This is a genomic window from Flavobacterium sp. LHD-85 (assembly GCF_030929595.1).
In the GTDB taxonomy this organism is placed as follows: domain Bacteria; phylum Bacteroidota; class Bacteroidia; order Flavobacteriales; family Flavobacteriaceae; genus Flavobacterium.
The window spans coordinates 25,606-48,375 of the sequence record NZ_JAVFVR010000018.1 but is presented as its reverse complement, the minus strand read 5'-3'; the positions used below and the strand labels follow the sequence as shown (position 1 = coordinate 48,375).

The following is a 22,770-nucleotide window of genomic DNA, read 5'->3' as shown; positions in this document are numbered from 1 at the left end:
TTGATTTTGCAAAAATAGTTTTAAATAGCTTACAAAACTATCTTTTAAAAATAGTTCGACTACCATCTTGACTATTGCTTACAATGGTTAGGTTTTGATTGTCAAGGTTTTCTATTACATAAGTTTTGCCTTCAAACGTAATTAGATCATGTTCCGATTGATCAAGAAATCCTTTTCCTTTTTCTATCTGATAAGAACTGTTTCTTATCTCCACATTGTTTTTATACGTAATAACCCTCCCGTCTTGAGTAAAGATAATTTTCTTAGTAAATCCGATTGTTTTTGGAGTTGTCACATATGGATTATTAGAGCCTCCAATAGATTTTTCCCAAGTCCAAGTATTTATTATTGACCCCGCAACTTCTTTAGAATCATTTATAGAAATCATTGATGTAAAAAGAAAACAAATAATAAAAGATAAAAAGAGTTTTTTCATGATTGAATTATTTTAAACTTGTAATTTTTTCTTGAATAGTTTTTTTGAATAGTTTTATTTCAGTGCTTTGATCTTCAGTGTCATTGTTGTCGATATAAACTTTAGTAAGTACCGCACCTTGACGCAGTTCAAAATAAATTCCGCCTTGATCTGCAGCATCTGGAGTACCGTATGTTTTGGTTTGTCCCTTTAAAGCCAAAATCTCAGCAGGAACACTTTTTAGCAATAAAGTATATTCTCCTCTTTTGATTGTTGGAGTGTATCTGTATTGTCCAAAATCGTATTGGTTCGCAGCAACATTTAAGAATTTTAGCGTGTTGTAATCATTAATTTGATAGAATTTTTGACAGTCTGAACTTAAACATTGATTATTGAAGCTACCAATAACTATATTGTCTGCATTCTCATTCGTTTTATTGAAAATCATTCCTTTTGTGGTTTTCGGAATCAAAACAAAATCATATGGATAAGTAGGAGTTTGAGTTACATTTTCACCTGCTGCAGGAGCTTTTTCGTAGTAGTTTACAACAATTTCACAATTGTTTTCTACAATAGAGCTTATTACAATTTTATATCCGGTTGTAGGTTTGGCTCCAGCAAAAATTCCAACTAAATATTCTTTTGTGAAATCAATAGTAGGATCGCTCGCCACAGGACAGCTGTTGTTATGTTTTGTGAAATATTCATTCATTTTTTCTTCTGATCCAATAACAATTGCCGCTGAATTGTTTTGCTGCGTTTTTTCGCTATAATTACATGAGAACGGGAAGCCAGTAAAATTTACTACTGTATTAGCGCCACAATCGACATAGTTATTTCCATCATTTAGAGAACAGGCGCTGAATCCGAAGGCTACAAATAAGCCAAGCATTATTTTTTTCATATCTATTTAATAGGTTTATATCTTAGTAGATAGCGGTTTCAAAAAAAGGTTGCGTTGAGGATATTTTTTTTTTTGAAAAATAAAATGTTGGTTTAGTTTGAATTGAGAATGAATTAGTGAAATTTCTGCTTTAAAAAGTAGGCACTACGTATTATTGCGTACTTTTACGTAAAATAAACTTAGTTATGGCTGATTATATACCGTTTTTATTAGGGTTTGTTGTTGCACTTTTTGTGGGCATATACGTAGGAAGAATGCTTTCTGCATCAAAATTTCATTCGGAAAAAGCCATTTCAGAAGAGAGATTAAATGCCTTAAATGGTCAATTGCAAATGCAGAAAGAACAATATGAAAATGAAAAAAATAATTTTCAGAAACAGCTGCAGTTAAATATTGCCGAAAAAGAAAACATCAGGACAGAAAAAGATAGTCTTGCGATTCAGCTTTCTAAAAAAGAAGTTGATTTTGAAAATTTATGGGAACGCCATAAAGAACAAAAAAGCGAAATCAACGAACTTCAAGAAAAATTCACCAAAGAATTTGAAAACCTTGCCAATAAAATCTTAGAAGAAAAATCGGCAAAGTTTACCGAACAAAATACTGTAAACATGAAAAATATCCTGACGCCTTTGCAGGATAAAATTCTGGTTTTTGAACAGAAAGTCGAGCAGACCCATAAGGAAAGTATCGACTATCATGCGGCGCTTCGCCAGCAGATTATTGGTTTGAGCGAAATGAACGCACAAATGAGCAAAGAAACCTTAAATCTAACTAAAGCATTAAAAGGAGACAGCAAAATGCAAGGGAATTGGGGTGAATTGGTTCTAGAACGTGTTTTAGAAAAATCGGGATTAGAAAAAGGAAGAGAATACGAAGTGCAACAGAGTTTTACAAATAGTGAAGGAAACCGAGTTTTGCCCGATGTTGTAATTAATCTTCCAGACGGAAAAAAAATGATTGTCGATTCTAAAGTTTCCCTTTCAGCTTATGAAAAATGGGTAAACGAAGAATCAGAACTTTTAAAAATAGAATTTCTGAAAGAACATGTCATTTCTATAAAAAGACATGTAGAGCAGTTGGGCAGTAAAAATTATCATGATTTGTATCAAATGGAAAGCCCAGACTTTGTTCTGCTTTTTATTCCGATGGAACCTGCTTTTGCGATTGCTTTAAACGAAGATCCTTCTTTATACACCAAAGCTTTCGACCGAAATATTGTTATTGTAACACCGAGCACGCTTTTGGCAACTTTACGAACGATTGATAGCATGTGGACCAATCAAAAACAACAAGAAAATGCTTTGGAAATTGCGAGACAAGCCGGAGCTCTGTATGATAAATTTGAAGGTTTTGTTTCTGATTTGGTTCGAATTGGGAATAAAATAAAAGATACCAAAACAGAATACGAAAGCGCCATGAATAAATTGGTTGACGGAAAAGGGAATCTGATTTCGAGCGTAGAGAGATTAAAAAAAATGGGAGCAAAAGCCAAAAAGTCGCTTCCTGAGAATATTATTGCAAGAGCCGTAAATTCAGATGAAAATGAGTTATTGAATTAAGAAAGAGAAAAGAGGCAAGAAAATAGAAAATAGAAATACAACTAATCAAAATACCAAAAACAAAAACATGAGTACAGATTTTAAACCCGTTTCATCATCAAAAGTTAGTATATCAGAATTAATGCTCCCTTCGCATACTAATTTTAGCGGGAAAATTCACGGAGGATATATTTTACAATTATTAGATCAGATTGCTTTTGCATCGGCATCAAAATTCAGCGGAAATTATTGCGTAACCGCTTCTGTAGATACCGTAAACTTTCTTAAACCAATTGAAGTTGGAGAATTGGTTACCATGAAAGCGTCTGTAAATTATGTCGGAAGAAGTTCTATGGTTGTTGGCATTCGCGTAGAAGCAGAAAATATCCAGACAGGAGTTATTAAACATTGTAATTCGTCTTATTTTACAATGGTTGCCAAAGATAAAGAAGGAAAAAGTGTTCAGGTTCCGGGACTGATTTTATCTAACTTAGAAGAAATACGCCGTTTTAGAAAAGCAATAAAACATATCGAAGTAAGAAAAGAAGTAGAAGAACACGAAAAATTGGCCAATATAAATTCTATTGAAGATTTGGCGAGTTTAGAAAAATACAATGTCCTTTTAGAAATTAGCTAAATTTTCTTATATTTATTTGATGCACATTAAATATTAGAAATTATGGTCAAGTTTGGATATACAATTTTATACGTTGAAAATGTCGAAGAATCTATTGCGTTTTATGAAAACGCATTTGGTTTTTCGAGAAAATTTATAACACCAGATAATGATTATGGCGAATTAATTACGGGAGAAACAACACTTTCGTTTGCTTCCAAAAAATTAGCTTCAAAAAGTTTGCCTGAAGGTTTTATAGAAAGCAGTTTAGAAGACAAGCCTTTTGCTATAGAAATTGGTTTTATAACAGACAATGTTCCCGAAGTTTTGCAAAAAGCAACTTCTTTTGGAGCCGTTATCGTTTCAGAACCGGTGGAGAAACCATGGGGGCAAATTGTAGCTTATGCAAGAGATTTAAATGGGTTTTTGATTGAGATTTGCACAGAGGTAAAAGCATAGAAATTCATTGTCAAAAATTACATAAAGTCCCTATGGGACAAAATGTGGGTGAACCAATACTTTTTTCTACCGATATATAATTCCTAACGGAATACTTGAAAAATTGATATTAAAAAAATATCTCGTAGAGATTACATATCGGTAGAAAAAAAATACACACGCCAATATTTTGTCTACCGATATATAATTCCTAGCGGAATATTTTAAAAATGATATTGTGAAGAAATATCTCGTAGAGATTAAATATCGGTAGAGAAAAAATATTAGACACACCTATATTTTGTCCCGTAGGGACTTTTTCTAAAATCCCTTTAATGAGGCAAAAAATTCACAAATTTTTAGCATTGCTCTCAGAACTTTTAATGAGGAAATTTCGTAACTTTAAGTGTAATTATTGGGTTACGGAATTTTTTCACTGGGTATTGCCGTTCAATTTTTCGGATTAATTAAAATCAGATTTTTAATTTTCTCTTAGTCAGAATAAATTGAATGACATAATTGTTTAAATGCAGACGATTATGAAAACAACTACTTTATTATTTTTACTTTTTACCGCCTTTTCTGTCATTGCCCAAGACAAGTTTTTTACTAATACAGGAACAATAAATTTTGAAGCCTCTGTTCCTCTATTTGAAGAAGTGAAAGCGGTAAATAGACAAGTTGCCATACTTTTAGAACCTAAAACAAGTACTTTTATCTGTACTGTTATTGTCAAAAATTTTCGCTTTAAACTGGACTTGATGCAAGAGCACTTCAATCAGAATTATATGCAAAGCAATCGCTATCCTAAAGCAATATTTAAAGGGAAAATCCAGAAATTTGATTTGAAAGATATTACTGAAGTTGAAAAGCAATATGAGATAAAAGGAAAACTGAATTTACGTGGCAAATCGAAAGATATTGTTGTAAATGCTTTAATTAAAAAGGTGCCAGAAGGTATTCAGGTTATTTCAGATTTTCCAATTTTGGTATCTGATTTTAATATTCATATTCCAAGTTCTATAGCTTCAAAAATTGCTACAACTGCCAATACAGAATTGACAGGAATAGTTAGAAGCGAAGAATCGTTATTAACCTTAAAATAAAGCTATTTTATACAATTTATAAGCGTTTTCTCTAAATCTGTAAATTGAAACTCAAAACCTGTTTTCTGAATTTTCTCTGACGAAACACGCTGTCCAGTTAAAACTGCTATGCTCATTTGCCCTAGCATAATCTTTAATACAAATGGCGGAACTTTTGGCAACCATATCGTATAATCATAAAGCTTAGCCAAAGTTTTAGAAAATCTGGCATTTGTTGTATTATCTGTTATACAAGCATTGTAGGCACCTTCTAGTTTTGTGTCTTCAATGCTTTTTAAATAAATCTGGCACAGATCTTCAATATGAATCCAAGGAAGGTATTGTTTGCCAGAACCCAAAATGGCGCCAAAACCAGATTTAAATGATGGAGTCATTTTTTTTAAGAAGCCTTCGTTTTTGCCCAAAACAATACCTGTTCTAATTTTAACTGTTCGAATATCTAAAGAACCTATTTTATCTGCTGCGCTTTCCCATTTCTGACATGTAGTGCCAAGAAAGTCGTCGGTTGGAGGCGTGTTTTCAGTACAGATTTTATGGCTTGTAACTGCGCCGTAAATTCCAATTCCAGAAGCAGAAACAAAAGCTTCCAGTTTTTTATTATTCATTTCTAAAACAGAATAAATCATTTCTACCGGTCTTACACGACTTTCAATAATGGCTTTTTTACGTCTTTTAGTCCATCTTTTCTCCACTATTCCTTCTCCTGCAAGATGAATGATATAATCTGCTTTAAGAATGGCATTTTTATCAATGTAGTTTTTCTTAATGTCCCATTTATAATAGGTCACTCTTGGAGTATTTTCTTTATCAGAACGACTCAAAATAGATACAGAATATCCAGCTTCGATCAGAACATCTGTCAAATATTTTCCAATGAAACCAGTTCCGCCTGTTAATAGAACATTTTGAGCCATAATAGTTTATAATATATTTAACAGTATATAGTGTTTAAGGATAAGTAAAGGTACTTAAACAATGTTTACCTTTATGGCAAATTCTAAATTTTAATAAGATGGCGACTAAAAAAAAGGTGATTACCAAAGATGATATCGTTTCAAAATATATGGAAGAAGTTCTGGAAAAAGGTCAAAAACCAAAATCGGTTTATCATTTTGCTAAAGAAAATGATTTTACTGAAGCTGAGTTTTATGCTTTCTTTGGAACATTAGAAGGTTTAGAAAAAGAAATATTCCGACTGTTTTTTGAAAACACGGTTAATCTTCTTCATAAAAATGAAGAATATCAGGGATATGATATGAAGAATAAAATGCTGAGTTTTTATTTTACTTTTTTTGAAATTTTGACAGCGAACAGAAGCTACGTTTTGCAATCGCTTAAGATTGATAAAAATCCACTTAAAAATTTAGTTCAGTTAACTGCACTTCGAAATAGTTTTAAAGAATATGTTTCTGAAATCCTGACAGACGATTATAGATTGGAACAGGAAAAATTTCAAAAATTTCAAGAAAAAGCTATTCAGGAATCTTCTTGGCTGCAATTAATGCTGACAATTAAATTTTGGATGGAAGATGAATCTGCTGCTTTTGAGAAAACAGATATTTTTATTGAAAAATCAGTTAATGCCTCATTCGAATTGATGAATGTTGCGCCAATGAATCATTTGATAGATTTTGGAAAATTTTTGTTCAAAGAAAAAGTATACAGCAGATAATGAAAACAATAGACTATATCCCAACTTCAAAAATTGAAAGAGCGGGAAAATTGGTTCAGACTGGTGCTAAAATTGGTGTGAACTACGTAAAGCATTATGCTGAAAAAATAGTAAATCCCGATCTGACACGTGATAAACTAAATGAGAATAATGCCGAAGATATTTATGACGGACTAAAAAGCTTAAAAGGAAGTGCCTTGAAAGTGGCTCAAATGTTGAGTATGGACAAGAATTTTTTGCCTCAAGCTTATGTTGAGAAATTTTCATTGTCGCAGTTTTCTGTTCCGCCGCTTTCTGCTCCTTTGGTTTTAAAAACGTTCAAAAGCAATTTTGGAAAAACACCTTACGAGATTTTTGACGAATTCAATCCAAATTCTGTAAATGCTGCGAGTATTGGTCAAGTGCATTTGGCAAAGAAAAATGACAAAAAACTAGCGGTTAAAATTCAATATCCTGGAGTTGCCAATAGTATATCGTCAGATTTGGCTTTGGTAAAACCTATTGCAATAAGAATGTTTAATCTGCAAGGAAAAGATTCTGATAAATATTTCAAAGAAGTTGAAGACAAACTGATTGAAGAAACCAACTATTTGCTGGAATTAAAACAAAGCCAAGAGGTTGTAGATGCTTGCTCAAAAATCGAAAATATTACTTTTCCGAATTACTATCCAGAGTTTTCATCAGAGAAAATTATCACAATGGATTGGATGACTGGAATTCATCTTTCTGAGTTCACGGCAAAAAATACCGATCAGGAAGTTGGCGATAGAATAGGGCAGGCGCTTTGGGATTTTTATATGTACCAGATTCATGTTTTACGAAAAGTACATGCAGATCCGCATCCGGGAAATTTTTTAGTTGACGATAAAAATCAATTAATTGCTTTGGATTTTGGCTGTATGAAACAAATTCCAGACGATTTCTATACACCGTATTTTGAGCTGATTAATAAAAATGTTATTACAGATGAGAAGCTTTTCAACCAGAAATTATTCGAATTGGAAATTCTTCGCCCAGATGATACGCCTGCAGAAATTGAATATTTTACCGAAATGTTTCATGATTTGCTGTCTCTTTTTACAAAACCTTTCCAAAACGAAACTTTCGATTTTGCCGATGAAAAATTCTTCAACGCAATTGCCGAATTAGGAAAGCGTTTCTCAGAAGACACAAACTTGAAAAAAATGAACGGAAATCGCGGTTCTAAGCACTTTATTTACATGAATCGTACTTTCTTTGGTTTGTATAATTTAATGTTTGATTTGAAAGCTAAAATTGTGGTGAATGACTATTTGAAGTATTAAGTTTTTTTGTTTCAGGTTTCAGGTTTCAAGTTGGCTGAACTTTATCTATAGAACTTTGTCAAAGTTTAAAACTTTGACAAAGTTTTTTATTTAGTTTGTCATCCCGAGGAACGAGGGATCACACTCGTAGGTCCACAAAGATTATCGATTCTGATTGCAGAGTTTCTAGTGTGATCCTTCGTTCCTCAGGATGACAAAAATGAGTATAAATCTGCTTAATCTGCAAAATCTGCGTGAAACAAAATTAAGCATCCAGTATGAACCTGAAACTTGAAACCTGAAATAAAAAAAAACTACTTCAAAATCCCAGCCTTGTAAGTCGCAATCGCACGATCTCGGGCAAAAGCATGATCCACCATTGGTTCATTATAGCCAAAATCAAATTCAGGAATCCATTTACGGATGTATTCTCCCTTTGGGTCAAATTTCTTTTGTTGAATTTCAGGATTAAAAACTCTGAAGTATGGCGCGGCGTCGCAACCTGTTCCTGCTGCCCATTGCCAATTACCTACGTTTGAAGCCAATTCAAAATCTAAAAGTTTTTCGGCAAAATAAGCTTCGCCCCATTGCCAGTTGATAAGCAAATGTTTGCAAAGAAAACTTGCCACAACCATACGCACGCGATTGTGCATATAACCTGTTTCGTTAAGCTGACGCATTCCTGCATCAACCATTGGATATCCAGTTGTTCCAGAACACCAGCGTCTAAATTCTTCTTCGTTATTTCGCCATTGGATTCCGTCATAATTGGATTTGAAATTGTGATTGACACAATTCGGGAAATTGAACAAAATTTGAATAAAGAATTCTCTCCAGATTAATTCGCTCAAAAACGTCTGATTTTTTCTATTTGCCCAGTTTACTAATTTTCGAATGCTAACTGTTCCAAAACGTAAATGTGGAGAAAGATAAGAAGTGCTGTCTAAGGCTGGAAAATCTCTTGTTTCTTTATAACTGGCAATTTGTGTTAAGTTGTGAGGAAGAACTTTTATAGAGCTTCTGTCAAAACCTATTTCAGCTAAATCTGGAAACTTGAATTTCTTTTTAGCAAAATTAGATTGATATGAAGTAGAATCATATTCTGGAGCTGATCCTAAAAAATGATATTTTTCGAGCCATTTATTTTTATAAGGAGTGTAAACCGTGTACGGAAGTCCGTCAGCTTTTGTGATTTCTTTTTCTTCGAAGATGACGTGATCTTTAAAAGAGAAAGATTTAATGTCGTTTTCTTGTAATAAAGATGAAATTACAGTATCACGTTTGATAGCAAACGGTTCGTAATCTTTATTGAAGAAAATGCTTTGAATATCAAATTCATTAATAAGTGATTTCCAAACGTCAATAGTTTTTCCTTTTTTAATTAAAATGGAAGAATCTAGTTTGTTTAATTCTGAATTTATTTTTTCTAATGAATCATAAATGAAAGTTACTCTGGCATCGTTTTTAGGAAGATGTTCTAGAATGTCATCGTCAAAAATGAATAATGGAACAACAGGAAAGTCAGATTGCAAAGCATGAAATAATCCCGTGTTGTCTTCTAAACGTAAATCACGTCTAAACCAGAATAAAGTAACTTTTTGTTTTGTCATTGTTTTTATTTTTTGCCACAGATTAATGGATTTCGAATGATTTTTTATTCTCGGGGCTGTTTTTCTCAACACATAGAAACATAGATTTTATTTTTCTTTTAAAAAGAGTTTAGAAAGAAACTAGTTTCTAACACATAGCTATGTGTATTTATGCAAGTGAAACGCCTTTTTTTGTCAATCTAAATTCTATGATTCTATGTGTTTAAAATTTTTAGGCTTTTTTAGAATTAAACAACTCTTCGATTTTATTAAATCTATAATCGAAAATACTTTTCAGTTTGTTTTTTACGACTAAGCGGTTCATAATTCGACCTAGAATTCCTAATGGTAATGCATAATGAACAATATCTGTCATTTTGGTTCCTCCATCTGGCGTTGGTTCAAAGAAATGTTTATGATGCCAAAGTTTATAAGGACCAGATTGTTGAATGTCTACAAAATATTCGTTTTCTTGGCAAGCCGTGATTTCGGTAACCCACGATGTTTTGATTCCGAAAAGCGGTTTTAAAGTATAAGTTATGAGTTGTCCCTGATACATGCGTTTTTCATCATAATCTTGAATTTTAAAGCTCATATTGTTAAGCGTGATGGTTTGAAGATTTCTAGGACTTGAGAAAAAATCCCAGCAATCTTCAACACTTGCATTGATATGCTGTACGGTTACTATTTTGTATAACTTCATAATCAAATCGTTCTTTAAAATGCTAACTAATGCTACATTTTATAATATTTGAATGGAACAAACAACATTCCGAAACATTCTCCTTTTTCTTTGTTGAGGTGTTTGTGGTGTATTTTATGAGCTTTTCTAAGTCCGATGAGGTATTTGTTTTTGGTGTTTTTAAACCATTTAAATCGCTGATGAATCAAGACATCGTGAATTAAAAAATAACAAGCGCCATAAAGGGTTATGCCGCAAGCAATGAAAAACAAGTAATTGAATCCGCCTTCGACGCCAAAGTAGAATAAAATAATGCTCGGAGTGGCAAAAATGACAAAGAAAATATCGTTGCGCTCAAAGGTGTTTTCATATTTCGGCTGATGATGATCAGCGTGAAAATACCACATAAAACCATGCATGACATATTTGTGCGTAAGCCAGGTCACACATTCCATAAATAGAAAAACGCCTAAAAAGATTAAAAAAGAAATCATTTTGTTAATGTTTTAAAATTATTGTTTTATTAGTTTTGAGTTTAGCTTTAGATTAGAAAAGATTGACTCAAATGGATTTTTTATTAATGGTTCTCTCATTTTTGTCATTTCGACGAAGGAGAAATCTTCGCGAGAAACTCGACAAAGATTGTCACTTTAGATTGCGGAGCTACTTGCGAAGATTTCTCCTTCGTCGAAATGACATACTGTTGGTTTAATTGTAAGTACAAAGCTGAACGAAATTAAACCAACTTCAATTTATAAGTCACAAAAGACTGCGCCAAAAGTCCCGCTTTTGTATAATTGGAAACCCGAATTCTTGAATTTCCAATTTCGTAATACGGTGTGTTTTTTAGTTTTTGAAGCAGTTTTTTATAGTAAACATAAGCGGTGTAAACTCCAAATTTGGCTTCAATTGGCAGTTTTACAATTCCTTGATAAGCAATTCTAAAATCTTCTTCGATTTCTTTGATAATTTGGTTTTTTGAATCTTCGTTGAAATTGTTCAGATTTACGCCTGGAAAATACGCTCTGTTCAAGATCGTGTTATCGTCTTTTAAATCTCTCAGAAAATTTACTTTCTGAAAAGCTGATCCCAAACGCATGGCTTCATTTTTCAATTGCTCGTATTTATGTTCTTTTCCAGAAACAAAAACTTTTAAACACATTAAGCCCACAACATCGGCAGAACCGTAAATATAATCTATGTATTCAGTTTGAGTTTGATAATTGGATTTTATAAGATCCATTTTCATGCTTTTTAGAAAAGCCTGAACCAAATCGTCGGTAATATTATATTCTTTGACAGTTTGCTGAAAAGAATTCAAAATCGGGTTTAAACTGATGCCTAATTCCATTGCTTTGTAATATTCTTTTTCGAAATCTTCAATAAGATATTCTTTTTCATAATCATGAAATGAATCTACGATTTCGTCAGCAAAACGAACAAATCCGTAAATGCTGTAAATGGCATCGCGAATGCTTGGTGAGAGCATTTTTACGGCTAGCGAAAATGAAGTGCTGTAGTTTTTGGTAACCAGTTTGCTGCATTTGAAAGAAACGGCGTCGAATATTGATTTCATTTTTTAAGATCTAAAAGATTTTTGAATTAATTCAGCTACGAGTTTTCCTGAAATTAAAGCAGGCGGAACACCTGGGCCAGGAACAGTTAATTGTCCTGTAAAATATAGATTCTTGACTTTTTTGCTTTTTAATTTTGGTCTTAAAAAAGCCGTTTGCAATAAAGTATTGGCCATTCCGTAAGCGTTTCCTTTGTAAGCGTTATAATCTGATACAAAGTCATTTTTGCAGAATGATCTCTTAAAGATAATGTTATTTTTAATTTTTTGTTGGGTAAGATTTTCAAAACGAGAAATGATTTTCTCAAAATATTCTTCTCGTAATTTTTCGTTGTCTTCAATTCCAGGCGCAAGCGGAATTAAGAAAAACCCAGATTCCATTCCGTCAGGGGCAGCTGTCGCATCTGTTTTGGATGGAAAATTGGCATAGAAAAGTGGGGTAGTCGGCCATTTTGGATTATCATAAATATCGGCTGCATGCTGGTTGAAATCGACATCAAAAAATAAAGCGTGATGCGATATGTTTTCTATTTTTTTATTGAAACCAACAAAAAACAGGAGAGAAGACGGAGCGAAAACTCTGCTTTTCCAATATTTTTCAGAATACATTCGGTGTTCTTTTTCTAATAAAGTTTCAGAATGATGGTAGTCGGCACCGCTTAAAACAATGTCAGCTTTTAGGATTTCGCCATTAATTGCGATTCCTGTTGCAGTTTTATTCTCAACGATTATTTTGTCAATTGGAGAATTAGTTTTAATGGTAACGCCAAGTTCTAGAGCGAGTTTTTCGATTCCTCGAATAACATCGAACATTCCGGTTTTAGGATGCCAAGTTCCTAAACCGAAATCGGCGTAATTCATAAAATTGTAAAACGAAGGCGTTTTAGTTGGTTTTGCTCCAAGAAATAAAACTGGAAATTCTAGAATTTGAATTAATCTTTCATTCTTGAAATTTTTCCGAATATCAGTGCTTACATTTTTAAAAAACTGATTGAGTTTTAATGCAGTTTCCTTGGTGATTAATTCTACCGGAGAAACTCCGGGACGATAAACCAAATCTTTAATGGCAATGTCGTAATTGCTTTTGGCTTGGTCAATAAAGTTTTGCAGTTTTTCACCGCTTCCTTTTTCAATGGTTTCGAAAGTATATTTAATTTCTTCCAAATTATCATAAATACTGATGAAATCATCCATTCCAAAATAAACCCGATAGGCTGGATTTAGTTTTATCAGTTCGTAATAATCGGAAGTTTTTTTGTTGAAATCTTGAAAAAAGCGTTCAAAAACATCTGGCATCCAATACCAGCTTGGTCCCATGTCAAAGGTGAAACCATCTGCTTTAAACTGTCTAGCCCGCCCGCCAATTGTACTGTTTTTTTCGTAAACGGTAACTCTATTTCCTTGTTTTGCAAGGTAACATGCGGCTGCCAAAGAAGAGAAGCCTGAGCCTATTATTTGGATAGTTTTTCTCATTTGTTTAACAAATATAAGAAAAACTTAAACAAAAATAAATTAAAGCATGTTAATAGTTTCTTCCATCGAATCAAAAACTCGAATTCTGTCCGTTAAGACTTTCTCGTCTATGTATTCAACCATTTTGCCCATAAGCCAGATTTCATTGTTTTTCTGCAATAATTTCTGTCCCATAGATTTTACATATTGATTAATTACGCTTCGGTCCGGTTGAACGGTCATAAAAGAAATAAATGTAATGTTCTCAAAATGTTTGGTCAGATCTTGTAAGTTCTCAATTGGCATGCTTTCTCCTAAATAAATGGTTTTGTAGCCTTTATCAAGGATTTCATATTGCAGATACAATAAACCGATTTGGTGAATTTCGTTTAACGGAAGTGATAAAACAAAAATTCGGTCAGTTTTGATTGGTTTTCTAATTTGAAGACTTTCTGTATAAATCAATATTTTCTGCTTTATTAAATGACTCATGAAATGTTCATTTGCAGGAGTGATTGTTTCAGACTGCCATAATAATCCCAACTCTTTTAAAAGAGGCAAAAAATGTTCTTTAAAAACTTCTTTAAACGTTTTTTCAGTAATAAGCCAATCAAATGTGTTGAAGAATAATTCTTGGTCAAAGTTCATCATCGCCATTTTAAAAGAAGTAATGGCATAGTTTTGAGAATTTTTCTTTGAAATTATTTCGCGTACCAGTTGTGGTATCTTTTCTTCAGGATATGTTGCAATTTTAGAAATCTTATAGCCGTATTCGTGCAGCAACGTTATATTTAAAAGTTTCTGCAGATTCTGAAGATTGTAAAATCTAATATTTGTGTCGGTTCGCATAGGTTCAAGAATGTTGTATCTCTTTTCCCAGATGCGTATAGTATGCGCTTTTATTCCAGATAAGTTCTCAAGATCTTTAATGCTGAAAACAGTTTTTATATTGTTTATCATTTTTTGCGATTAAGTCAACAAATGTAAAATAAAATCTTAGATTCGGCCTTAAAACTACATTAAAAAGATAGAGGATTAGAGGTTTACGTATTTAAAATATATTTTTTACCTAAAATCAGGTATATAATTTTTAAGAAATATATTACTTTAACAAAAAAGAACGGTCTGCATGTTTTAATATGCAGACCGTTTTGAGTTTTTTAAGTCTTGTTACTTGCAAAAAGTAGCTTTGTTTTTTATAGCGCTCTGGCTTCCAAGTTCAATTGCTTTTGTGAAATCTTTGCAAGAATTTTTCTTGTCGCCGATTTTGTTATAAGCTAATCCTCTTAAATTATAGGCAATATAATCTTTCGGATTTAAACCTAGAGAAGCCGTACAGTCGTCAATTGTTCCCTGATAGTTTTGCAGTTTGTAATTAACATTTGCTCTACCTGTAAAAGCATCCGCATTCATGCTGTCCAACTCGATTGTTTTGCTAAAGTCTGCTTGAGCCCCTTTTAAATCGTTTAGTTTGAATTTTGCAACGCCACGATTCTGATAAGCTTCGACAAATTTAGAATTCATACTGATGGCTTTGGTGTAATCGGCAATTGCGCCTTTGGTGTTGCCAGCTTCAGCTTTTTTCATGGCTTTGTCAAAATAGCCAGTTGCAGATTGTGCCCAGATAGAGCATGTCATCATCATTAATGATGCTAATAGTAGGTTTTTCATAATACTAATTTGGGATTAGTGATTTTATTATTCGTCAACGAATTTAAGAAAGTTTTGTTTTCTGGAAAGCTTTCTTTTTAAAATAATGAACTGAATATTTGATTTGAAAGAAAAAGGATTCTGTATGAGTCACATGGGGCTGCTTTTGTTTCTTTTGCTTTAAAATTTGAATAGAAAACAAGTAGAGGATTAAATTATTTATACATTCGTTAGAAAATGAATTGATATGGGGTATTGGTGTAGTTTGCATTTGTTTGACGATAAGAAATTTTACAGAGAAGTAGTTCCGCAGCTCAGAGGAGAAGTCGGAGATTTGACTGAAGCTAGTAGGGAGTTTTTAAGGTATTATAGTTATGGTGGGATTTCTCATTTTTCTGAAGAAAAGATCAATAGTTTGATCGAAAAGAATAATCAAAGAGTCATTTCAATTTCGAAGTCAATGGATCAAACTTTTAAAATTCATTATGAGTTTGATAAAATTACAGATTATAAAAGTAAAAGACATTATTTGGGCCAATTAGACGGGCATTATGAATTTTGTGAATTCATGCAATACTATTTGTTTAAGACTTGTGCTGACTTCAATCCAAATTTAGGTTTGGGTAAAGGTGGGGTTTCGCGGAATTTTACCATTGCTAACAAAACGATTTCATGCAACGTTATGAGGGAGCTGGATTATTGGAGTGAATTTTTTGCTCATGGCATGACGGGGATTACAAATTGGATAACGCATGAAGATGTTGAGCTTCTGTTTCTCGATAAAGAAAATTTGCACTTTGATGATAATGAACTGGCAAAATCTTTCTTAGAATTGTTGGATATAGCTTATAAGAACAAGCTCGGTTTTATTATGGGAGTTGATATGCGGGAAAGTCAGTTGGAGTTGTTGTATGAAAACAAATTATTGCCGGATGATTTGTAATTGAATATCCTATAAAACAAAAAAAAGGCCAAGTAAAATAATTACTTGACCTTTTGTGACCCGACTGGGGCTCGAACCCAGGACCCCATCATTAAAAGTGATGTGCTCTACCGACTGAGCTATCGAGTCATTCATTTCTTCAATGAGGGTGCAAATATAAGGACTTATTTTAGCTTGACAAGCCTTTTTTGAATGAATTTTTAAATAAAGTTTATAAAAATAAGTAAGGTGTTGTTTTATAGTGAAATAAAAATTAAGATTGTTTTTAATCGTATTTGTCTTTTAATCTAAATTTTATGGTCGAATTGTTTACAGTTAAGAAGTTATAGCCAATGTCAATAGTTTTGTTTTTAAATTTGAAATACCTGCCGTCAGTATAAACTATTTCTTTTTTATCTTGATCATTCCAAAATTCAATATAGTATTTGTTTTCAAATTTAGAAGTTGTTTCCTTGCCTTTGAAAATTTCTGTAAATAGATAATAGCTTTCGGATTTAGTCAAATCACAAATTTGATTTCCTTTTTTGAAACTGATTCGCCATATTGGAAATAAAAGTTCTTCTGTTTTTAGAGGAGACAGTTTTATTTGTTGGTATAAAAATCGAACAGGAATAGATGCCCAAATTAAAGCTTCAGGAGATTGTCTTCCATAATCACTAATCGATTTTACAATTTTGCTCTTTTTAATGAATGTTATAGTGATCGTTTGATCATCTGTCCAGTTTGCGACATATTGGTCTTTAAGGTTCATTATGTCGGCTTTCTTAAATCTAGTTTGGATCTTTAAATATTGATCGTTATTAATTTTAGATGTGAAAAAGCCATTTTGAGTGTTGTAATCTTGACCATAGTATAAGACATTGCCATTGTTTTCAATGCTGATATTTGAAATAGGGCAAGAACCATAGCAACCCGAAGATGAAACTATAATTTGGTCGTAATTCTCATTTGGATTGATTTTGTATTTAGTTCTTGCGTATTTTGCAAAAATACTATCGGCTACTTTTGTTGTTAATGTATCTCCAATAATAGATTCTATTTTTTGATTCTCCCAAGTTTCACTTACTAAATCAAAAATTTTTAAACTATCATTTTCTATTTTATATTTAGTATTGGTTCCTAAAAAGTAAGTCTTTCTGTTGTCCCATTCTTTTGCTCTAGTTAATTTAAAATATCCAGATTTGTACTCAGCTATATTGTTTTTTAAAAAGACATACCCTTGTTTAGGAGAGTCAAATGGAGGAGGAGGTGGAATATTAGGGTTTTTGGTCTTCGGTTTTCGCTGATCATTCGTTTTGATATACATCCATTCGCCAATAATATCTTTTTTTAGCTTTTCGTTATTATTCGTCTGGCAAGAATGTAAAATAAAAAACAGTGCGATGTATAATACAGGTGTCGGCTTCATATATTTATTTCGATTATTGTAATTTGGTTTACAGTAATGTAAATATAGTCGATTTTGAAAGTAGTTTTAAGGGGAGGTTTTAAAACTAAAAAAGCGGAAATCTTAATTATAAAGATTTCCGCTTTAAGTGACCATGGAGGGATTTGAACCCTCACGCCCTTGCGAGCACCACCCCCTCAAGATGGCGAGTCTACCGTTTCTCCACATGGCCTTAAAAGAAAAAAAGGTCGAGTAAAATAAATTACTTGACCTTTTGTGACCCGACTGGGGCTCGAACCCAGGACCCCATCATTAAAAGTGATGTGCTCTACCGACTGAGCTATCGAGTCATTGCTTTCAATGAAATTTAGTTTGTTAATCACAAAATTTGTGACCCGACTGGGGCTCGAACCCAGGACCCCATCATTAAAAGTGATGTGCTCTACCGACTGAGCTATCGAGTCATTTAATTTCTTGAATGCGGGTGCAAATATAAGGAGTTTTTTTTGAAGTTTCCAAGCTATTTTATCATAAATTTGTCTTTTTTTTGGAAAAATCTCCAATTGCTTAGTTTATAAGGTTTTATTAATATGAAAAAAATTGTACTGTTAGGTTACATGGGTTGCGGAAAGTCAACAATTGCCCAAAATTTGTCGAAAATTACAAATATTCCGTTCTTAGATTTGGATAAATGTATCGAGGAAAGAGCAAATTTATCCATAAATGAGATTTTTGAGAAACACGGAGAAGTGTATTTTCGAAAATTAGAACACGAAATGTTTGTCGAATTGCTGCAATCTTCTGAGAATAATATTATCGGTTTAGGGGGAGGCACTCCTTGTTATGCCAATAATCATGAATTGCTAAAAGGAGATGACGTTGTATCTATATATTTAAAAGCATCAATTGATACCTTATATAATAGATTGGTGAATAATAAAAGCAAACGTCCTTTGATTGCTAATATGAATGAGGAGGAAATGAAAGAGTTTATCGCGAAACATTTATTCGACAGAAGTTTTTACTACAATCAGGCAAAACATAAAGTTTCAGTAGACGATAAATCTGTCGAAGAAACGGTTCAGGATATTTTAGAAATATTAGCTTAAAAAAGCATAATCGCCGTTTTCTGAATTGAAAACAACTTGAACATGCTCTAATAAAGAAGTTGAAAGCGAAATTCCTTTGAAATCTGCCTTTACAGGATATTTTTTGTGATTTCGGTCAACAAGTACTGCTGTTTTGAATTTTTTAAGCGGAACGTCTAAGAAATGACGAACAGCATAGATTAATGTGGTTCCTGAGTTTAAGACATCATCAACCAGTACTAATCCTTTGTTTTTGTATTCTTCAGGGCTTAATGAAGTTTTTATCGCTTCTTGCGGATTTTGTTTGTTTATTTTGACTTCACAGATAGAAATCTTTAAGGTAGAAATATTGTTTAGTGCCGAAGCAATTTTTTCGGCAAAAACAAATCCGTTAGAAGCAATTCCTGCAATAACAACTTCATCTTCGTCTACAAAAGTCTCGTAAATTTGGTAAGCGATACGTTTTATTTTATGATCGATTTCTTGATTGGTCAAGATTATATTGCTGCTCATAGTCTATTTTTTTGCTAAGATAAATAATTTTAAACTCCAATTTTTAAAATTCCAAATTCCAAACTTTGTGAAGCAAGAATGAAATTGTGAAATTCAAATTTATCGTATTTGGAATCTGGGATTTGGGATTTGAAATTTAATTTTCATCATGGTCTTCTTCGTCATCATAAAAATCGTCTCCGTAATCGTCAATGTCTCTTCGATCTTTTTTGGTCGGACGTCCTGCACCTGTTCTTCTAGAATGCTCTTTGGATAGTTTTAATAATTCTAAATGTGCAAAAGCTTCTGGTGGAGTTTCGTTTTTTTGATAAATATCTACCAACTTTGCTCCAACACGATTTTGCGGAATGTCTAAAACCGTGATAATCTGTGTAATTTGATCTTTTCTAAAAGTAATTCGGTCTGTTGGAAAAACTTCTTTTGATGGTTTTGCAATTTGTCCATTTACTGTGATCTGATTCTTTTTGCAAGCTTCAGTTACCATGTTTCTGGTCTTGTAATAACGAACGCACCACAAGTATTTATCTATTCTCATAATTTTTCTAAAATCCAAGTTAAATTCTTTACAAAAATAAATCAATATTGTATCTTGCGCACCTAAAAAAATGCTAATAATGAATAAATTTAAATATTATTTTGTTTTATTGCTTGCTGGTCTTGCCATCGTTTCTTGTAATAAAAAGGATGATGATGAAGTAGTAGTTGTTCCTGTGAGGGATTATAAAGAGCAGTATAAAGCAGATAATGATTCGATTGAAAAATATTTAAAGAATAATTACATTAAAAACGTAACTGCAGATTTTGATATCACATTTGAGAAAATTACAGATCCAGCAACTCAGGTTTCTATCTGGGATCAACAAGAGTATTCTTTAGAACATAGAGATGTTTACAATCGTGATGTTACATACAGAGTCTACTATCTAATATTAAGAAAGGGTACTGGAGAAGCACCTTGTAATTTTGATAGTGTGTCGGTAGCTTATACGGGTAACCTTTTGAATGGAACTCAGTTTGATAGCTCTTACGGTTTAGCTCGTGAGTTTAATCTCGATATATATGCAAATAATATTATTGAAGGATGGGGTGAAATTATGCCTAAGTTTAATGTAGGGACACAAAATGCTGCCGGTTCTGACGGAACGATTACTTACGACAATTATGGTGCTGGGGTAATGTTTCTGCCTTCTGGTTTAGGATTTTATGCGAATGCTCAACCAGATATTCCAGCTTATTCGCCAATCATGTTTAGTTTTAAATTATTTGCGTTAAAAAGAGCTGATAGTGAATACAATATTTCGAATGGTACGAATATAATTGTTGGAGATGGTGTGCCAACTTATAAAGAAGACATCAATGGTGATGGTTATGTTTATGATCATAGAGATAAAGTAAGATTTCCTAATATGCCAGCGAGTTTAATAGATGATACGGATGGAGATGGAGTTCCTGATTTTTATGATTTTGATGATGATGGCGATGGTTATACTACAAGATTTGAAGTTACAAAACCAACAGATGCACCTGTAACAGGTATTAGTTTGTATTATCCTTATGATCCAATTCCTGATAATCCTGCTACACCAAATATTGATGAAAGTGAAACGTGGGGTATTCCTGCTTTCTCAGCGACAGGAAATCCAGATTATACTAGTCCAGGAAGATTAAGAATTCATGTTGATAAAGATCATCATAGCGCTAAATAAGATTTAATGATCCCTATAAAAAAACCTCGGAATGAAAATCCCGAGGTTTTTTTATGTAAAATTCTGAGCTATATGCGTTTGTAATAAGTATTAAAGATGTATTAAAGGTTGTTTTTAATGTACTCTGTATCATTTACTTAGTTTTATTGTAAGAATTGTCTTTTTGTTTTACGGAATCATGTCAGTAATTTATTTCTTTTGTTTCTAAATTTGAAAGAATAATATTAAAATTTACAAAATGAAAAAATTAATTGCATTATTTTTAGGGCTTACTATTTTGTCATGTAGTAGCGAAGATCAAGTAAATCAAGATGTTGCTTCTTCAAAAGAAATTTCAGCTTCAGTCTTAGATGGTAAGATATTATCATTTAAAAATGAAGAGTCTTTTATTAAAGAGTACTCAGATCTTGCTTTGTTAGACGGTAAGGGCCTTCAGGATTGGATTGCTTCGAAAGGATTAAATCCATTGCTAAAAGTTTCTGATGAATCAACCGGTATGGAAGAAGATGTTGATCAGGAAACAAGAATTATTTATTCAGATGCGTTAGAAGCAATTTTAAATGATGAATCTAAAGTTAAAATTGGTGATAAGGTATTATGGCTTAATGAACGTGATTTTTATCTCTTATCAGAGAATGAAGTTAATAAGAGTCCAAAGGAACTTATTAGTATTAAAGAGAATCTAGTAGTTTATGGCCAGCTTTAAGTGTTTCAAAATCTACTAAAGATTTAGCGAGCAGATATGTTATTCCAAATGAAAATAGAACTAAAACATTTGTTACAGATGAAGGAAGTTTTAATGTGCCAGGAATGAGATATAGACATGTATTGGATTTGTATAATGAGACAGTTGTTTTAAATAATGCTGTCTATTCAAGTAAAATGTTTTTAAGATCATTAATGCAATATCGTTCATGTTCAACTTGGAGATGTACTTGGAAAACAGAATCAACTCCTATGCAAGTAGATGGAAGTAATATATCTGCAAATTCTCTGTTTTGGTCTGCTTCGTTAATTATGGATAATTCGGTTTCTGGAAGTAAAACTTTTTTATTAGCTACTTGGACTCCAAAAACGCCTTATGCTGAGCAAGCTTGGTATCAAAATTTTGTGGTGTCAGGAAACTTAAAGATTTACGTAGTAAATGCTTGGCATGAAATTCCACTTTCTTGGTATTAAGAAATAAATTGATGTAAAGATAAAAAGCCTCGAAATGTAAATTTCGAGGCTTTTTTTTATAAAGTAAGAAAACTTAAAATTATTTTCTTTTGATTACTCTTTCTACAGCTTCAACAATCGCTTGATTGTTTAATTTGTATTTTTCCATTAATTGCTCAGGAGTTCCAGATTCTCCGAAACTATCTTTTACTGCTACAAATTCTTGCGGAGTTGGATTGTTTAAAGCTAATACTCCAGAAACACTTTCTCCAAGACCTCCAAGGTAGTTGTGCTCTTCTGCCGTAACTACGCATCTTGTTTTAGCAACAGATTTAAGGATAGCTTCTTCATCTAGAGGTTTAATAGTATGGATGTTGATTACTTCAGCAGAAATTCCTTTTTCTTCTAATTTTTCAGCAGCGATAAGAGCTTCCCAAACTAAGTGTCCTGTTGCGATGATAGTAACATCTGTTCCTTCGTTTAATAAAATTGCTTTTCCAATTACGAAAGGTTCGTCAGCAGGAGTGAAGTTTGCTACAACTGGACGCCCGAAACGTAAATAAGCAGGGCCGTGATGCTCTGCTAATGCAATAGTTGCAGCTTTAGTTTGGTTGTAATCGCAAGTGTTGATTACAGTCATTCCAGGCAACATTTTCATTAAACCGATATCTTCTAAGATTTGGTGTGTTGCTCCGTCTTCTCCTAAAGTTAAACCAGCGTGAGAAGCACAGATTTTTACATTTTTATCTGAATAAGCAACAGATTGACGAATTTGGTCGTAAACTCTTCCTGTAGAGAAGTTAGCAAAAGTTCCAGTAAAAGGAATTTTTCCTCCAATAGTTAAACCTGCAGCGATTCCGATCATGTTAGCCTCAGCAATTCCGATTTGGAAAAAACGTTCTGGGTGGTTTTTCTTGAAATCATCAAATTTTAATGATCCAATTAAGTCAGCACATAATGCGACAACATTTTCGTTTTTTTGACCTAGTTCAGTCATTCCCGCTCCAAAACCAGAACGAGTATCTTTACTTCCTGTATTTTCGTATTTTTTCATTTT

The 22,770-nt window shown here is 32.7% G+C and carries 25 protein-coding genes and 4 tRNA genes; 11 read left to right on the top strand and 18 right to left on the bottom strand.

The window, feature by feature from the left end; all coding sequences use genetic code 11:
* Window positions 1-37: 37 nt before the first annotated feature.
* Window positions 38-436 carry a hypothetical protein gene (locus RB618_RS22180; RefSeq protein WP_308070814.1) on the bottom strand — a complete coding sequence of 133 codons (399 nt, stop codon included), beginning with the start codon at window positions 434-436 and terminating at the stop codon, window positions 38-40.
* Between the two features lie 7 nt (window positions 437-443).
* Window positions 444-1,319 carry a protease complex subunit PrcB family protein gene (locus RB618_RS22175; protein ID WP_308070813.1) on the bottom strand — a complete coding sequence of 292 codons (876 nt, stop codon included), beginning with the start codon at window positions 1,317-1,319 and terminating at the stop codon, window positions 444-446.
* Between the two features lie 185 nt (window positions 1,320-1,504).
* Here RB618_RS22175 and rmuC point away from each other — a divergent pair, with 185 nt between their 5' ends.
* The 4 genes from rmuC (at window position 1,505) to RB618_RS22155 (ending at window position 5,017) form a co-directional block, all read left to right on the top strand.
* Window positions 1,505-2,878, top strand: coding sequence for a DNA recombination protein RmuC (rmuC, locus tag RB618_RS22170; RefSeq protein ID WP_308070812.1), 1,374 nt, complete (start codon window positions 1,505-1,507; stop codon window positions 2,876-2,878).
* Between the two features lie 67 nt (window positions 2,879-2,945).
* Window positions 2,946-3,494 carry an acyl-CoA thioesterase gene (locus RB618_RS22165; RefSeq protein ID WP_308070811.1) on the top strand — a complete coding sequence of 183 codons (549 nt, stop codon included), beginning with the start codon at window positions 2,946-2,948 and terminating at the stop codon, window positions 3,492-3,494.
* A 42-nt stretch (window positions 3,495-3,536) separates the two neighbouring features.
* Entirely contained in the window at window positions 3,537-3,932 is a 396-nt protein-coding gene (locus tag RB618_RS22160; RefSeq protein WP_308070809.1) for a VOC family protein, read from the top strand.
* A 518-nt stretch (window positions 3,933-4,450) separates the two neighbouring features.
* Entirely contained in the window at window positions 4,451-5,017 is a 567-nt protein-coding gene (locus RB618_RS22155; protein WP_308070808.1) for a YceI family protein, read from the top strand.
* A 2-nt stretch (window positions 5,018-5,019) separates the two neighbouring features.
* Here the strand turns inward: RB618_RS22155 and RB618_RS22150 are convergent, their stop codons facing one another.
* Complete coding sequence (locus RB618_RS22150; protein ID WP_308070807.1) at window positions 5,020-5,931, bottom strand: TIGR01777 family oxidoreductase; 912 nt, start codon at window positions 5,929-5,931, stop codon at window positions 5,020-5,022.
* A 98-nt stretch (window positions 5,932-6,029) separates the two neighbouring features.
* Here RB618_RS22150 and RB618_RS22145 point away from each other — a divergent pair, with 98 nt between their 5' ends.
* Together RB618_RS22145 and RB618_RS22140 are read left to right on the top strand one after the other, a co-directional pair.
* Window positions 6,030-6,689: a TetR family transcriptional regulator C-terminal domain-containing protein gene (locus tag RB618_RS22145; RefSeq protein WP_308070806.1), complete on the top strand. Its 660-nt coding sequence runs from the start codon at window positions 6,030-6,032 to the stop codon at window positions 6,687-6,689.
* Window positions 6,689-7,993: an AarF/ABC1/UbiB kinase family protein gene (locus RB618_RS22140; protein WP_308070804.1), complete on the top strand. Its 1,305-nt coding sequence runs from the start codon at window positions 6,689-6,691 to the stop codon at window positions 7,991-7,993. Before RB618_RS22145 ends, RB618_RS22140 begins: the two co-directional genes overlap by 1 nt.
* A 293-nt stretch (window positions 7,994-8,286) precedes the next feature.
* Here RB618_RS22140 and RB618_RS22135 read toward each other — a convergent pair whose 3' ends face one another.
* The 7 genes from RB618_RS22135 to RB618_RS22105 form a co-directional block, all read right to left on the bottom strand.
* Window positions 8,287-9,582, bottom strand: a complete 1,296-nt coding sequence (locus tag RB618_RS22135; protein WP_308070803.1) for a deoxyribodipyrimidine photo-lyase — start codon at window positions 9,580-9,582, stop codon at window positions 8,287-8,289.
* A 211-nt stretch (window positions 9,583-9,793) separates the two neighbouring features.
* Window positions 9,794-10,264 carry an SRPBCC family protein gene (locus RB618_RS22130; protein ID WP_308070802.1) on the bottom strand — a complete coding sequence of 157 codons (471 nt, stop codon included), beginning with the start codon at window positions 10,262-10,264 and terminating at the stop codon, window positions 9,794-9,796.
* A gap of 32 nt (window positions 10,265-10,296) precedes the next feature.
* Window positions 10,297-10,737, bottom strand: a complete 441-nt coding sequence (locus RB618_RS22125) for a sterol desaturase family protein (protein ID WP_308070801.1) — start codon at window positions 10,735-10,737, stop codon at window positions 10,297-10,299.
* Window positions 10,738-10,979: 242 nt separating this feature from the next.
* Window positions 10,980-11,819: a phytoene/squalene synthase family protein gene (locus RB618_RS22120; RefSeq protein ID WP_308070800.1), complete on the bottom strand. Its 840-nt coding sequence runs from the start codon at window positions 11,817-11,819 to the stop codon at window positions 10,980-10,982.
* A 3-nt stretch (window positions 11,820-11,822) separates the two neighbouring features.
* Complete coding sequence (locus RB618_RS22115) at window positions 11,823-13,289, bottom strand: oleate hydratase (protein WP_308070799.1); 1,467 nt, start codon at window positions 13,287-13,289, stop codon at window positions 11,823-11,825.
* Between the two features lie 39 nt (window positions 13,290-13,328).
* Window positions 13,329-14,228 carry a MerR family transcriptional regulator gene (locus tag RB618_RS22110; protein ID WP_202006145.1) on the bottom strand — a complete coding sequence of 300 codons (900 nt, stop codon included), beginning with the start codon at window positions 14,226-14,228 and terminating at the stop codon, window positions 13,329-13,331.
* A 210-nt stretch (window positions 14,229-14,438) separates the two neighbouring features.
* A complete protein-coding gene (locus tag RB618_RS22105) occupies window positions 14,439-14,939 on the bottom strand; it encodes a hypothetical protein (protein ID WP_308070798.1) in 501 nt (166 codons plus the stop codon).
* Window positions 14,940-15,165: 226 nt separating this feature from the next.
* Between RB618_RS22105 and RB618_RS22100 the strand changes: the two genes are divergently transcribed.
* Window positions 15,166-15,861, top strand: a complete 696-nt coding sequence (locus tag RB618_RS22100) for a hypothetical protein (RefSeq protein ID WP_308070797.1) — start codon at window positions 15,166-15,168, stop codon at window positions 15,859-15,861.
* A 56-nt stretch (window positions 15,862-15,917) separates the two neighbouring features.
* Here the strand turns inward: RB618_RS22100 and RB618_RS22095 are convergent.
* The 5 genes from RB618_RS22095 to RB618_RS22075 all read right to left on the bottom strand — a co-directional run bounded on the left by RB618_RS22095 (window position 15,918) and on the right by RB618_RS22075 (window position 17,712).
* Window positions 15,918-15,990 (bottom strand) — tRNA-Lys (locus RB618_RS22095).
* Window positions 15,991-16,126: 136 nt separating this feature from the next.
* Window positions 16,127-17,269 (bottom strand): DUF6438 domain-containing protein, encoded by a 1,143-nt coding sequence (locus RB618_RS22090; RefSeq protein ID WP_308070796.1) that lies wholly within the window; start codon window positions 17,267-17,269, stop codon window positions 16,127-16,129.
* Window positions 17,270-17,397: 128 nt separating this feature from the next.
* Window positions 17,398-17,480: transfer RNA gene (locus RB618_RS22085), tRNA-Leu, on the bottom strand.
* 45 nt (window positions 17,481-17,525) lie between these two features.
* A tRNA-Lys gene (locus tag RB618_RS22080) sits at window positions 17,526-17,598 on the bottom strand.
* Window positions 17,599-17,639: 41 nt separating this feature from the next.
* Window positions 17,640-17,712 (bottom strand) — tRNA-Lys (locus RB618_RS22075).
* 126 nt (window positions 17,713-17,838) lie between these two features.
* On the opposite strand from RB618_RS22075, the gene RB618_RS22070 reads away from it, so the two are divergent.
* Window positions 17,839-18,357: a shikimate kinase gene (locus tag RB618_RS22070; RefSeq protein WP_308070795.1), complete on the top strand. Its 519-nt coding sequence runs from the start codon at window positions 17,839-17,841 to the stop codon at window positions 18,355-18,357.
* Here the strand turns inward: RB618_RS22070 and RB618_RS22065 are convergent.
* Together RB618_RS22065 and RB618_RS22060 are read right to left on the bottom strand one after the other, a co-directional pair.
* Window positions 18,349-18,849 carry a phosphoribosyltransferase family protein gene (locus RB618_RS22065; RefSeq protein ID WP_308070794.1) on the bottom strand — a complete coding sequence of 167 codons (501 nt, stop codon included), beginning with the start codon at window positions 18,847-18,849 and terminating at the stop codon, window positions 18,349-18,351. The genes RB618_RS22070 and RB618_RS22065 overlap by 9 nt on opposite strands.
* Window positions 18,850-18,985: 136 nt before the next feature.
* Window positions 18,986-19,384: a S4 domain-containing protein gene (locus tag RB618_RS22060; protein WP_308070793.1), complete on the bottom strand. Its 399-nt coding sequence runs from the start codon at window positions 19,382-19,384 to the stop codon at window positions 18,986-18,988.
* Between the two features lie 79 nt (window positions 19,385-19,463).
* Here RB618_RS22060 and RB618_RS22055 point away from each other — a divergent pair, with 79 nt between their 5' ends.
* From RB618_RS22055 to RB618_RS22045, 3 genes are all read left to right on the top strand, one after another.
* Window positions 19,464-20,555: an FKBP-type peptidyl-prolyl cis-trans isomerase gene (locus RB618_RS22055; protein ID WP_308070792.1), complete on the top strand. Its 1,092-nt coding sequence runs from the start codon at window positions 19,464-19,466 to the stop codon at window positions 20,553-20,555.
* A gap of 238 nt (window positions 20,556-20,793) precedes the next feature.
* Window positions 20,794-21,261, top strand: a complete 468-nt coding sequence (locus RB618_RS22050; RefSeq protein WP_308070791.1) for a hypothetical protein — start codon at window positions 20,794-20,796, stop codon at window positions 21,259-21,261.
* 104 nt (window positions 21,262-21,365) lie between these two features.
* Window positions 21,366-21,734 carry a hypothetical protein gene (locus RB618_RS22045; protein ID WP_308070790.1) on the top strand — a complete coding sequence of 123 codons (369 nt, stop codon included), beginning with the start codon at window positions 21,366-21,368 and terminating at the stop codon, window positions 21,732-21,734.
* A gap of 79 nt (window positions 21,735-21,813) precedes the next feature.
* Here RB618_RS22045 and RB618_RS22040 read toward each other — a convergent pair whose 3' ends face one another.
* Window positions 21,814-22,767: a transketolase C-terminal domain-containing protein gene (locus tag RB618_RS22040; protein ID WP_308070789.1), complete on the bottom strand. Its 954-nt coding sequence runs from the start codon at window positions 22,765-22,767 to the stop codon at window positions 21,814-21,816.
* Window positions 22,768-22,770: the final 3 nt, after the last annotated feature.